Origin of the sequence: Sorangium sp. So ce375 (assembly GCF_051473855.1) — a bacterium.
GTDB lineage: Bacteria > Myxococcota_A > Polyangia > Polyangiales > Polyangiaceae > Sorangium.
This window is the reverse complement of the sequence record NZ_CP150335.1, coordinates 6050133-6062924: the sequence shown is the minus strand read 5'-3', so window position 1 is coordinate 6062924 and position 12792 is coordinate 6050133. Positions and strand designations below refer to the sequence as shown.

At 73.1% G+C, this 12792-nt stretch carries 7 protein-coding genes; all 7 read right to left on the bottom strand.

Features of this window, described 5'->3' with window-relative positions; genetic code table 11:
- Positions 1-45 precede the first annotated feature (45 nt).
- Positions 46-951: a TauD/TfdA dioxygenase family protein gene (locus WME90_RS22395; protein WP_437283209.1), complete on the bottom strand. Its 906-nt coding sequence runs from the start codon at positions 949-951 to the stop codon at positions 46-48.
- Positions 952-1022: 71 nt separating this feature from the next.
- Positions 1023-2003, bottom strand: a complete 981-nt coding sequence (locus WME90_RS22390; protein ID WP_437283208.1) for a quinone oxidoreductase family protein — start codon at positions 2001-2003, stop codon at positions 1023-1025.
- Between the two features lie 438 nt (positions 2004-2441).
- Complete coding sequence (mltG, locus tag WME90_RS22385) at positions 2442-3710, bottom strand: endolytic transglycosylase MltG (RefSeq protein WP_437283207.1); 1269 nt, start codon at positions 3708-3710, stop codon at positions 2442-2444.
- A 145-nt stretch (positions 3711-3855) separates the two neighbouring features.
- A complete protein-coding gene (locus WME90_RS22380) occupies positions 3856-5424 on the bottom strand; it encodes a vWA domain-containing protein (RefSeq protein ID WP_437283206.1) in 1569 nt (522 codons plus the stop codon).
- 45 nt (positions 5425-5469) lie between these two features.
- Entirely contained in the window at positions 5470-7983 is a 2514-nt protein-coding gene (locus tag WME90_RS22375) for an NAD(P)-binding domain-containing protein (RefSeq protein ID WP_437283205.1), read from the bottom strand.
- Positions 7967-9697 (bottom strand): DUF4215 domain-containing protein, encoded by a 1731-nt coding sequence (locus tag WME90_RS22370; protein WP_437283204.1) that lies wholly within the window; start codon positions 9695-9697, stop codon positions 7967-7969. The genes WME90_RS22375 and WME90_RS22370 overlap by 17 nt, the downstream gene beginning before the upstream one ends.
- Positions 9694-12759 (bottom strand): vWA domain-containing protein, encoded by a 3066-nt coding sequence (locus tag WME90_RS22365; RefSeq protein ID WP_437283203.1) that lies wholly within the window; start codon positions 12757-12759, stop codon positions 9694-9696. Before WME90_RS22365 ends, WME90_RS22370 begins: the two co-directional genes overlap by 4 nt.
- Between the last annotated feature and the right edge of the window lie 33 nt (positions 12760-12792).

The following is a 12792-nucleotide window of genomic DNA, read 5'->3' as shown; positions in this document are numbered from 1 at the left end:
AAGGGGCGCTCGCGGATCACGCGACTCCGCGGCTCCGAGGGGCCGTCAGTAGGGCTTGTCGCCGACGATCCCGGCGCGCTCCATCTTGCGCGCGGCAGGCCAGTAATCCTGGACCGCGTAGTGCTGCGTGCAGCGGTTGTCCCAGAGCGCGACGCTGTTCTTCCTCCAGCGAAAGCGGACCTGAAACTCGGGGATCGCTGCCTGGCTGATCAGGTAGCTCAGCAGGTGGCTCGCCCCCGGCGCGAAGTCCTGGCCGACACGCACGTTGTCCGGCGTGTGGAAGTTGACGAAGTGCGTGGTGAAGGCGCTGACGAACAGGACCTTTTCGCTCGTCTCCGGGTGGGTGCGCACCACCGGGTGCTCAGCGTCGGGGTAGCTGGCCTTGAGCGCGTGGCGTTTCGCCATCGGCAGGGCGGCGCCGAAGGTGGCCTCGATGCTGTGCCTGGCGCGCAGCCCGGCGATCTGCCGCTTGATGTGCTCGGGAAGGCGGCTGTACGCCTCGACCATGTTGACCCAGATGGTGTCGCCGCCGACCTCCGGCGTCTCGACGCAGCGCAGGACGCAGCCCATCGGCGGCGCTTCGCGCCATGTGGCGTCGCAATGATAGGAGTTCTCGTAGTGCTCCGGCGGGCTGTTCAGATCCTTGTAGATGCGGACCAGCCCCGGATGATCGGGATCGCTGCCGGCGACAGGGTGGTCCTCGAGCTCGCCGAAGCGCCTCGCGAACGCCACGTGATCGGCCCGGGTGATGTCCTGGTCGCGCAGGAACAGGACCCGGTGCTTCAACAGCAGCGCCTTGATCTCGGCGAAGAGCGCGTCGTCGCGCGCGGCGTCGGCCAGGCTCACGTTGCGGAGCTCGGCGCCGATGGTGCAGGTGAGCGGCTCGACCTTCACGGTCCCACGCGTCGCCGCGCGGGCGGCGACCGAGCCGGCTGTCGCTGTGCTTGTCATGTCCCGTCCTCCTGGGTGCATTGGTGTTCGTGCGGCGATTCGCGGTCCAGACCCCGCGATAAACGACGAAGCTAAACGACGAAGATCGACGAGCCCGTCGTCTTGCGCGACTCGAGATCCCGGTGCGCCTGCGCCGCGTCCTCCAGCCTGTACCGCTGGTTGATCTCGACCCGGATTCGCCCCGCGGCGACGTGGCCGAACAGCTCGCCCGCGAGGGCGCTCTTCTCCTCGGGATCGGCGATGTAGTCGGCGAGCGCCGGGCGCGTGACGAACACCGACCCTTTGGCCGCGAGCTGCGCCAGGTCGAGCGGCGGCACCGGACCCGAGGCCGTGCCCAAGCACACGAGCAGGCCGCGCCGCTTCAGCGAGCCGAGCGAGCCGACGAACGTGTCCTTGCCGACGCCGTCGTAAACCACCGACACGCCGGCCCCGCCCGTCAGCTCGCGCACCCGCCTGGCGACGTCGGCGCGGCCATAAATGAGGATGTGGTCGGCGCCGTGGGCGCGGGCGATCTCCCCCTTGGCCTCGGTCGACACCGCGCCGATCACCGTGAGGCCGAGGAGCTTCGCCCACTGCGACACGATCAGGCCCACGCCGCCCGCCGCCGCGTGCAGCAGGATGCTGTCGCCGGCCCTCAAAGGCCAGATGCGGCGCATCAGGTAAGCCGACGTGAGGCCCCGCATCGTCATCGCCGCCGCCGTCTCGTGGCTGATCCCTTCGGGCAGCCGGATCAGCGGCGCTGCTGGTACGAGCCGCTCGGTGCAGTACGCCCCGAGCGTGTCCAGGAAGCCGGTGTACGTCACCCGGTCGCCCGGCGCGACGTTCGTGACGCGCTCGCCGACCGCCTCCACCACGCCGGAGGCCTCGACCCCGATGCCGCTGGGGAGCGGCACGGGATAGATCCCGGTGCGAAAGTAGGTGTCAGCGAAGTTGAGCCCGACCGCGACGTGCCGGATCCGAGCCTGGCCGGGACCCGGGCTGCCGGTGGTGGCCTCCTCGCAGCGCAGGACCTCTGGTCCGCCGGTTTTGTGGAATCGGACTGCATGTCCCATGAAACATCCCCCCATTTCGCGCCGTCGCTAGGCCGCCGCGCGCCGCGGTATCCCGCGCTCGTTCTTGCGGAGAATCCGCCCACTCCCATTCCGGACCGTAAACGCGGCCGTGTTGACGAGCTTTCCCTGGTTTTCCGGCAGCAGGGAGTCGTCCAGAAAGTTCATATGGACTCTTTCTCAGCGCAGGGGTGAGCCTGCTCCGGTGGAGATCCCTCGTGTCGCGCGCCGCGCATCCCGACGCGGCAGCGCTTTCCTCACCTCGTCCCCGGCGGCTCGGAACGCAAGGGCAGGGCGTGGATGAGCGCGGCCGGGGACGCAGCCGCGCTATCTCCTTGCTCCCGGATGGGATCGTCTCGTTCGACGGCTCGCTCTCGACGGCTCCTCGTCGGCGCGTGAGGCCGCCGCGCCCAGGAGAGCTCCTGTGCGTGCTGTCAGCGCCTAAGGCGCCGTCGCATCTCGGCGCTTCTGCACGGCGTCGTTGTGCTCGTCCAGGCTCTCGCTGAACCGATGGCGGCCGCCGCCCGCGGCCACGAAATAGAGGTACTTCGTCGCCGCGGGCGCCAGGACGGCCGCGATCGACGGCGCCCCCGGGTTGGCGATCGGCCCGGGCGGCAGCCCTGGGTGCGCGTAGGTGCTGTAGCGGTTCCTCGGATCCCGCACCACGGCGGGCGTGGGCTTGCCGGTCCACTCGGCGCACGACGGCGCCTCCTCGGGCCAGGCGACGCAGCCGTAGAGCGCCGTCGCGTCGGACTGCAGCTTGTGCGAGCGGAAGCTCGGATCGAGGAGCCGGTTCAGGAACACGCTCGCGATGAGCGGCCGCTCCTCCTCGACGACCGCCTCCTTTTCGATGATGGAGGCGAGCGTGAGCACCTCGCGGCGACCCCAGCCGAGCGTCGCCTGGAGCGCCGCGAGCCCGTCCTTGCCCTGCGCCGCGAGCGTGCTCCACCGCCGATCGGACTCGGCGACGAGGCGCCGCGCGACGTCGCGCGCGTCCGAGTCCAGCGCGAGCTCGTACGTCGCGGGGAAGAGGTACCCCTCCGCGCTCTCCGCGCCCACGGCGCCGCCGCGCTCGATGCCGAGCGCGTCGAGGAGCGCGCCGTCGGCGGTGGCCGCGAGGAACGTCTTCCGCCCGGCGATGCGCAGCTTCTCCAGCCGTGCCGCGACGTCGAAGCGGCTGAAGCCCTCGGGGATCGTGAGCTTCGCCGTGGGTCGCCCCTCTGCGCGCGTGAGCAGCTGCCGGAGCTCCCGCGGCGTCGCGCCCTCGAAGAGCAGGTGCGGGCCCGGCACGAACGCCTCGGTGCCGCCCGTCGCGCCGAGGTAGAGCGCCATGGCGCGCTCGCTCTCGACGAGCCCCTCGGCCGCGAGGAGCGCGGCCGCCTCGCCCGCGTCGAGGCCGTCCGGCCAGTTGAGCTCCACGACGCGCCCGCGGTCCGGCGCCCTCGCGCGCCCGAAGCCGAACACCAGCGCGAGGAGCGCCACGCACGCCGCCGCGACCGCGCCCGCGAGCCCGAAGAGCAGCGCGCGCCCGCGTCCGGCGCGAGGCTGGGCCGGGCGCTTCGACGCCGGCGACCGCTGCCCCGCGCCGCGCGCGCGCCGCGCGGGGGCCGTCTTTCGCGTCGACGGCGGCTCACGCGGCGGCGAACCCTGCGCGCCATCGCCACCCGTCCGGCGGTTTCCCGGCCGGCTCGCCCTAGGTCGAACGCCCACCGGCCCAAGTCAAAACCCGAAAGCCCGACGCGTGTCAACGCCCGGCGTCGCTGCGGGGCAGGGGCCGGAGCGCGCGTCGCGGGGCAGGGGCGGGGGCCGCGCCGTGGCTCGGGGCCGGAGCGCGCCGTCCGCGCCGCGCCGCGCGTCAGCGCGCGAGATCGAAGGCTTCCGCCTCGTTGCGGCGGACGGCGCTCTTGCCCTGCCGGGACTGCGCCGGGGCGGGCCGCGGCGCCGCTGCCGCTGGGGCCTGCGCGAAGCCGCCCGGCTCCGCGGCGGCGGCCGGAGGCGGCGTGGCGAACGCCGGCGGCGTGGCGAAGTCCGAGCCGGCCCGCTCCAGCGCGGCGAGCTGGCCATCGAAATCGGACGCCACCTCCTTCGCGCGGCTCGCCGGGGCGCTGAGCCTCGCCTTGTCGGCCGCCTTCTTGAGCGACTCCTGCTGCGCGCCGAGCTTGCTGCGCGCCTCGTCGAGCCGCCCCTGCTCGAACAGGAAGTTCGCCTGCTTCAGCGCCGCCGCCGTCTCGCTGCGCTGCACGCGCCCCGCGACGAGGGCGTCGAGCTCGCTCGCGTCGGCGTCGCGGTCCGCGATCGCGACGCCGAGCTTGCCCACGCACCGGGCGTCGGTCTTCGCGACGAGGTCGCGGTACGTGAGGCCCACGTCCGCGAGGGGGGAGTCGTCGCGCCCGTCGCCGCCGAGGCCGCCGAGGCGCACCTTGAGGAGGACCGTCTTCACCTCCCCCGCCGCGAAGGCGCCGAGCGGCACGACGACCTGGCCGTCGACCCGCCGGAACGAGCGATCGAAGACCCGGTCGAGCTCCACGCCGGGCGCGAGGTCGATCGCGAGCTCCGCGCCGCTCGCGACGGACGCGGTGAGCTGCTCGGCCTCCGCCTCGAAGATGCGCGCGAGCGCGGCGTCGTTCTCGACGAAGTAGTGCCGGCCGTTCGAGTCGAGCGCGATCGCCGACAGGATCTTCTCGTTGTAGTCGACGTCGACCCCGATGGTCGTGATGGCGACGCCGCGATCGCGCGCCCGCTGCGCCATCGCGCGGAAGCCGGGGACGTCGCGGACGCCGTGGTTGGCGTCTCCGTCGCTGAGGACGAGCATCCGGCTCACCCCGCCGCTCGTCTGACCGAGAAGCGCGAGCCCCTCCTCGATGCCGCACGAGATGCACGTGTCGCCGCCGAGCGAGATGCCGCGGACGCTGGCGAGGATGCGGCCGCGCGTGTCCGGCCCGACGGTCGTGGGCGGCACGACCACGTTCGTCCTCGTGTCGAACGTGACCACCGACACGACGTCGCCGTCGTTCAGGCGGCTCACGGCCGTCGTCGCCGCCTGCACGGCGTTGGCGAGGCGGGTGCCCTTCATCGAGCCGGATCGATCGATGACGAGCGAGAGGTTCGCCTGCGCCTGCGACCTGGCGGGCGACCCGTCGCCGCGGACCTCGAACATCAGGAACGTCTCCTGCGCGGAGCGAGGGAGGCGGGCGTGACCGACGCGCCCCTCCAGCATCAGCCTCGATCCGGTGGTGAAGCGGCTCGGATCGATCGCCGCCACGGCGCTGCCCGTCACCTCCGGGACCTGGCGGGGCGGATCGGCGATCACCTCGCGGACCGCCGTGACCGAGCTCCCGCCGCCGGACGGGGCCAGCGAGTAGACGGAGAGGCTCGTGAACATCATGCCGAGGGCGGAGAACAGGGCGACGTGGGTCGGCTTCATGGCTCCTCCAGAGAACGGCGCGGGCCCCCCGAGCTTACGATGGACTCACGGCGCGGGGACCGCGGGCGTGGTGCCTTGTACGTCGCCGGGCGCGGAACGATCTGGCGGCTCCGCGATCGGCCGGACGCCGGCGGCGCGGAGGGCGCTCCACGGCGGGATGCTGCCGATCAGGACGAGCACGGCGTCGCAGGGGTGCGCCCGCGCCCCCGAAGGCGACGCGAGGGTCGAAACGAGCGCGCCGCTCGGATCCGCGGCGAGGGCGGAGACGTCGGTCTCGAACAGGAGCGAGAGGCGGGAGGCGGCTGCAAGCCTTCGTAACTCCTCGATGTTTCGCGTCTTCCCGCGGCGGAACCCGGCGCCCCGGTAGACGACGGTGACCGAGGTGGCCGGCTGACGCGACAGCGCGATGGCGGCCTCCATGGCGACGTCGCCGAGCCCGACGATCAGCACCCGGCTTCCGGCGAGGCTCCGCGCGTCGGCGAGGTGGTAATACACCCGGCCTTCCACCTCGGCGGACAGCTCGAACGGAAGCCGGCGCGGCGACCCGCGCTGGCCGATGGCGAGCAGCACGCGCTTCGCCCGGCGCTCGGTGCGAGGTCCGCCCTCGCGCGGCTCGGTGACGACGACGAAGCCGGCTGTGGCCTGCGGATCGGCGAGCGCGCCCGCGCCGGCCGTCGCGTCGACGGCGGGCGCCCCTGCGCCGGTCGCGCGGGCGATCGAGACCATGCGGGTGTCCTGCAGGATGGGGAGCCGCTCCTTGCGCACGATGCGGAGCCAGTGGGAGAGCAGCTCCTCCTTCGTCGACTCCTTCAGCCACAGCTTCCCGGTCATGGGCAGGTCGAGCGGCTGATCGAAGACCAGCTTGCCGCGCGGGAAGCTCTGGATGCTCTGCGCCACGCTGCCCTGCTCGATCACCTCGAACGAGAGGCCGAGCTCCTTGGCGCGCAGCGCGGCGCTGATCCCGGCGGGCCCTGCGCCCACGATGAGGAGATCGAGCTCCTGACCGCTCGCGCCGCGCGGGCCGGCCTGCCGCAGGTCCTCCGCGATGCGCGTCGCGGCGTGCGCGCCCTGGTGGATGGCGTTCTTGATGAGCGGGAGCCCGGTGACGTCGCCGGCGAGGTACAGGCCCGGCACGTCGAGGCTGCCGAGGTCGTCGCCGAGGCGCGGGCGATCGGCGATCGGCGCGCCGCCCTCGATGGTGAGCGACCCGTTGGGGCAGCGCTGCTCGCACAGGGTGAGGCCGCAGCACGCCTCCGGGCGGGCCACGACCGCGACGTACTTCTCGATGGCGAGCACGTCGTACGGGCACGCGTCGACGCACGCGTAGCAGCCGAGGCAGGTGGTCGTGTCGATCCGGGGCAGGCGCACGCGCGCCGCGGGGCGGAGCATCGCCTCGGCCGCCGCGGCGTCGCGCCCCGCGCCCCGGGCGCGCTGGTCGCGCAGCGCGCGGCGGCCCCGGGAGCCCGCGAACGCCAGCGCGCCGGCCGCGAGCCCCGCGCCGAGCCAGAGCAGCGCGCGCGCCGGCGTCGCGGCGCCGCCCGCGGCCGCGCCCGTCACGACCGGCATGGCCGCGGCCGCGTCGCGCGCTGCGTCCCACGCGAGGGCGCGATCCTCCGTGTGCTGGCCGCTGCAGACGCCCCCGCGGACGGCGCCCGTGCCGGGGCCGCTGCCCGCGCCCGCGCCTGCGCGGCGGCCGCTGTCGCCGATGCCGCCGCGGCCGGCGCCGATACCGCCGATGCCCGCGCCTTGCGCGGAGCCCTCGGGGAGCGCCGGGCGGTGCTCGTCGAAGCAGGTGATCGGCCGGGCGTCGCCGAGCGGCGCCTGCGCCGCGACGAGGCAGCGCGCGATCGGGTCGCGCGGCGCGCCGAGATCGTGGCACGGCGCGCAGCTGCCGGCGGTCACGATCGGGACGGTGGCCTGCTGGCTCGGGCGGAAGGCGGAGCTCGCGAGCTCCATCTCGGCGCCCGGCGCGAAGCGCACCGGCGGTCTCGCCGGATCGAACACGACCCCCTGATCGGCGCGGTGGATCGGGTGGCACGTGGCGCAGCGCAGCGCGCCGCTCGCGAGCAGCCGCCCGTGGCTCGCGCGCGTCGAGCCGTGCGCGCCGTGGCAGCCCACGCACACCTGGTCGAGCGGGCGCGCGGCCGTCCGGCCCCCTCGCGTGTCGTCGGGCTCCCGCGCGCCCTCTGTCGCCTGCTCCGCATGGCACGACGCGCACGCGAGCCCCGCGCGGGCGTGGGGCAGCGAGAGCGGCCCCGGCGCCGCGTGCCCCCCCGCGGGCGGGAAGAGCAGCGCCGCCGCCCCGGTCGCGACGGCGCCCGCCAGCGTGGCCGGCAGGACGCCGTGGAAGCGGGTGACGTCGGACGTCGACTCGGCGCGGCGCGCGGCCCGCCCCCGCACGACCTCGCGCGGCTGCGCGGCGCGCTGGCGGGGGTCGGACAGGTCGGCGCGGTAGAGCGTCCTCGAGGCGTCGGGAGCGCGCGCCGCCTCCTCCGCGGCGCCGCCGGGCGGCGCATCGGTCCGGCTCTTCCCGCCCGCCGGGCTAGAGGAGCGTGACATTCAGTCGATAGAAGAAGGTCGCGTCAGGCACGATGTCCGCTGCCCTGATCTTCACGTAGACCGTGCCCGCGGCGAGGTCGCTGAGCGAGGCGAAAGAGCAGTAGCCGGCCCCCGAGTCGTCGTCGGAGGCGAGCACGGTGGACCCGTCGCCGCCGAGGATCTGCACGAACGTGTCGAGCTGCCCGTTCATGCACGCGCCGGTGTCGCCGTCGTCGATGTTCACGGCCAGGGTCGAGCGGGGCCCTGGCACGCTCACGGCGATCACGTCGACGTCGCCCGCCGGAGCGATCTCCGCGAACCATGGCGCGGCATAGAGATTGGCCTGCGCGGAGGTGTTGTTGGGCTCCGTCTCGCCGAGCTCGAAGCGGCAGGCAGCGCTGCACCCGTCGCCGGGCGCCGTGTTGCCGTCGTCGCACTGCTCGCCGGCGGTGCGGTCCCCGTCCCCGCAGACCACGGGGACGAGCGTCACGTCGAGCCGGTACGGGAAGGTCGGCACCGCCGCGCCGTTCCCCGCCCGCACGCGGACGTAGTAGTCGCCCGCCGCGAGCCCGGGCGCGACGGCGCGGGCGCAGAGGCCGGCCTCCCCGCGCTCGCTCAGGACGAGGCGCGCGCCGCTGTCGTCCAGGATCTCGATGGCGCTGTGGAGGCGGCGCTCGAGGCACTCGGAGCCCGCGATGCCGGCCGTCTCCGCGATGAGGTCCACAGGGCCGTCCGGCACCGTGACCAGCACGATGTCCTCGTCGTCGACCGGATCGATGGCGGCGTAGAACGGTGCGGCGTGGGGGTTGGCCGTGGCGAGGGCGTCGTTCGGCTCGACCTCGGTCGCATCGAGCCGGCATTCGTCGGTGCAGCCATCGTCCGGCTGGCCGAGCGCGTTGTCGCACTCCTCCGTCGGGTCCTGGATCCCGTCGCCGCAGACCGTCTCGCGGCTCCTCACGGCGAGGTTGAACGCGCCGGTCTGCCCCTCGTCGAGCCCGGTGACGACCACCGTGAACGCGTCGCCCGCGCGGACGGGCACCGTGAGGCGGTTGTCGATGTCGGCGCCGGCGCTCAGGGCGCCGCACGCGCGCTCCGTCCCGTCGCGGCAGGTGCCCCTCAGCAACGCGACGAGGGCGGCGTCGGTGCGCGGGGTGAGCACGACGTCGAGGAACCCGGTCGTCGTCGCGGTGAACGTATAGGCGACCCCGGGGGCTCCCAGCGTGCAATCGCTCTCGACGACCGCATGGCCGGTCGTGTCGCCGGTGACGAGCGCGGGATCCGGGAGCGCCACGGGAGCGGCGCACAGGTCCGCGCACGCCGCCTCGCACGCCGCGTCGTCGCAGTCGACGCTGAGATTACCGTCGTTGTCCCGGCCGTCCTGGCAGACCTCGACGCCGGAGCAGCGCGAGGTATCCATTCTGCAGGCGGGGCTGCACCGGAGCTCGCCGCTGTCGAACCCGAGGCTCACGCAGTCGGCACCCCTCAGATCGGCGCCGTCGCACAGCTCGCCCACCTCGGCGACGCCGTTCCCGCAGTCGCCGGGGGCGCCGCCCCCGCCGCCTCCGTCACCGCCGGCGCCCGAGCCGCCGCCGCCCTCGGCGCCGCCGGAGGCCGTGCCCGAGGCGCCCGTGGACGCCGAGGGCCGCGGCGACCGCCTGTCATCGTCTCCGCCGCACGCCCCGGCGACGCCCGCGGCGGCGCAGAGCAGGGTGAACGCCGCGACGCCGCGTCTCATTCGGTATCCGGACATGAATAGGTGATCTCCCAGTCCTGCACTTGAACGCCTCCCCCGCCGGTGCTCGTCGGATTGAGCGTCATCCGGACCTCCAGGTAATCCTGCCGCGCGTCCGGCAGCTCCCCGAGCACGTCGAAGAGATCGACCGCGCACGTCGGAGCCGATGTCTCGTCGCACACCTGGGTGTTGATCGGCGTGGCGTGGGCCGTGGCGGCGAGCCGCACGGTCGCCGAGCCGAGGTTGGCGGGCGTGTCGGCCGCGCGCACGTAGAACTCGACGCTCGAGTCGCCCGGGGTCGCCGTTCTGTACCGCAGGAAGCCCCACTGGACCTTCGTTCCCGGCGGGCAGACGCCCTGGTACCGCTCCCAGCTCGTCGTCATGGACGTGACGCTCGTGGACGCGCACGGCACGACCGCCTGGACCTTCCCGCCCGGGTTCTCGCGAACGGTGTCGCAGGTTTGCGGGCACAGCTTCACGCGCGTGTTCCCCGGGTCGGCGAAGTACCAGCCGTCGCCGCACGCGCCTGCCCCGGTGACGTGGGTCAGGGTGGTCTGCGCGCCGGCGCTGTTCACGTGGACGACGGACACTTGGCTGGGATCCGCGGCCCCGGCGACGGGGACCGTGACGTCGCAGGGCAGCGCGTCGCCGCGGATCGAGGAGAGCGCGTCGCGGAGGCCGGTCTGCAATGCCGTGCCGGTGGTGACGAGGTTGTAGGCCTGCCCGCCGCCCCGATCCGCGATGAGGTTGATGATCTGCGAGTTCGAGTCGCCGAAGCCGACCGCGTGTACGCGGACGCCGTAGTTCTGGAAGGCGTTCCTCGCCCGGTTCGCGATGTCGTTGGGGGCCGTCTTGGTGCAGGAAGAGGTGGCATCGGGGATGCCGTCGGTGATGAACACGACCCCGACCTCCTCCTCGGGATGGGCGATCTTGTAGTCGATCGCCCACTTCGTGGCGCCGTCCAACGCTATGTACATCGGCGTGTTGCCGTTGGCGGGCGTGGCGTCGATCACGCTGGTCAGCGCGAGTTCCTGCTGATCGAACGGCGCCGGGTCAGCCGTCAACCGCCGCGCCATGCTGCCGTCGAACGGAACGATCGGCAGGTTGCAGCCGGAGGGCTGGCAGGTCGGGAGGTCGCTGCAGGGGCCCGGGTTGTCTTGCGGCCAGAACCTGAACGCGATGCCGAGCCCGGCCGACGCCGGATCCTGGAAGAACGCCTTGAGTGCGTTCTTCGCTGGCGTCCACCGCTGGCTGGTGACGTCGACCGTCCCCAGCATCACCATCGAGCCGGACCGGTCGAGCGCCACGAACAGGGTGACCGGCCTGACCGTCGAGACGCTGGCGGTCGCGATGCAGCCCGGGGACTCACACATGGCCGATTGATAGATGCTCCCGTTGTTGGCGCACTGGCACTCGGTGATCTGCCCGGCGCCCGGCGGGTTGACGTAGAGCTCCATCCCGTCCGTGAGGCCGGTGCAGCCGGCGACGCTGACGCACTCGCCCGGCGCGATCGGCTGCGTCGTCGTGCACGCGAGGGCGCCGCCGGTCGGATTGCACGTCCCGACTCGGCCCGGCGCCGAGGAGGGGAGCTGGCCCGCGCCCGCGGGGTACCCGTAGATCCTGACGCCCGCGGGGGCAGCCGTGTTGCCGCGGTTGCAGACGGGGACCGTCCCGCCGCAGGGCACACCTATCGTGAGGTCCGGGTCGCTGCAGGCGGGGTCCGTCTCGTCGGGCAGGTAGGATTTGCAGACGCCTTGCTGCGGGCAGGTCTCCCCGCAGACGCTCTCCACGAGGTCGACGCAGCTCTCGGTCCACCCGCTCAGGCAGCAGCTCGGCTGCACCGCGCAGACATTCGTGACGCACGTCCCGCAGCCCGTGTTCAGGGGCGGGCCCGTGTAACACTTGTCGTGCGCGCACCCCATAACGGTGTTGCAGTCTGCGCCGCAGATCGACTCGGCGAGGCCCACGCAGGTGTTGTCCCAGCTCGGGGCCGGTCCGCCGCACGTCTTGCCGGGGCACTGGGTGGCGACGAGGTTGACGCAGGCCGAGCTCCAGACGCCAGTGCAACCGCCGTTCGAGGGGGTGGTTCCCGCAGGACACGAGGTCATCGCGGGTGGGATGCAGCGGTGCGAGAAGTTGCAAGTGAAGCCTGATGTGGCTCCGAAGATCGCCAAGCAATCCGACTGAGAATTGCACGAGATCTCGCAGCAGCGCGGGTTGGCCGCGCAGATGCTCTCGATGCACGGATCGCCGCAGCCGATTTTCATGCTGGTTGCGGAGCCGGTCTGACAGGCGTCATGCCCGCAGCTGCTCGGCACGAGCGTCTGCGTGCAGCAGCTCGCCTGCGCGTTGCAGACCTTCGTGACGCAGCCGCTGCAGGTCGACAGGAGCGACCCGCCGGTCGCGCAGACATCGTGAGCGCACGCGCCGCTCGCGGGGTTATCGCAGTGCTGGTCGAACTGGCAGTCTTCGCCGGTCGTGCAGGGCTGGTGCGTCCCCTGCCGCGCCACGGGCTCGGGCAGCTCGTTGATGTCGCCGACCGACCATGAATACGTGACGCCGGTCGACGAGAGGTCGATCGGGCCGCCGTCCGGCGTCTCCTCGAACGACTGGCACGTCGGGTCGCACGGGTTGGTCGCGCACAGGCCGCCATCGGAAGCCACCGAGTTGGCGAGAGGGCGAAAACCGCCGCTCTCGCCGCTCCCGCCGGGCGCCCCGAACGGCGATCGCTTCATGGTGATCGTGCCGTCGCAGGCGCCGAAGTGCCCGTCCTCACACCGCCGGATCCCATCCATGCACGTCAGCACGCCCTCGTGCTCGCCGACGGTGATGTGACACTCCACCTCGTCGCCGTCGGTGCACGGGTCGCCCGTGCCCGTCCCGGCGTCGGGCCCGCTCGTCCCGTCCTGCGGCCCCGGCGGGCCCATCCCATTGTCGCTGCAGGCCCCGGCGATGAGCGCCGAGGCCGCAAACAGCGTGACGAGCAGCAGCGCTCTCGGCGCCCACACCGCGGCGGAGCCTGATCGGGAGAGCGCTCCCATCCACTTGGTCGAGGGACCAGCCATCGGCTTCTTCACCTTCCACTAGGGTGCTGTGGG

Coding starts and splice junctions, on each gene's coding strand:
- WME90_RS22395 (WP_437283209.1), bottom strand. CDS start 951: ATGACAAGCACAGCGACAGCCGGCTCGGTCGCCGCCCGCGCGGCGACG.
- WME90_RS22390 (WP_437283208.1), bottom strand. CDS start 2,003: ATGGGACATGCAGTCCGATTCCACAAAACCGGCGGACCAGAGGTCCTG.
- WME90_RS22380 (WP_437283206.1), bottom strand. CDS start 5,424: ATGAAGCCGACCCACGTCGCCCTGTTCTCCGCCCTCGGCATGATGTTC.
- WME90_RS22375 (WP_437283205.1), bottom strand. CDS start 7,983: ATGTCACGCTCCTCTAGCCCGGCGGGCGGGAAGAGCCGGACCGATGCG.
- WME90_RS22370 (WP_437283204.1), bottom strand. CDS start 9,697: ATGAGACGCGGCGTCGCGGCGTTCACCCTGCTCTGCGCCGCCGCGGGC.
- WME90_RS22365 (WP_437283203.1), bottom strand. CDS start 12,759: ATGGCTGGTCCCTCGACCAAGTGGATGGGAGCGCTCTCCCGATCAGGC.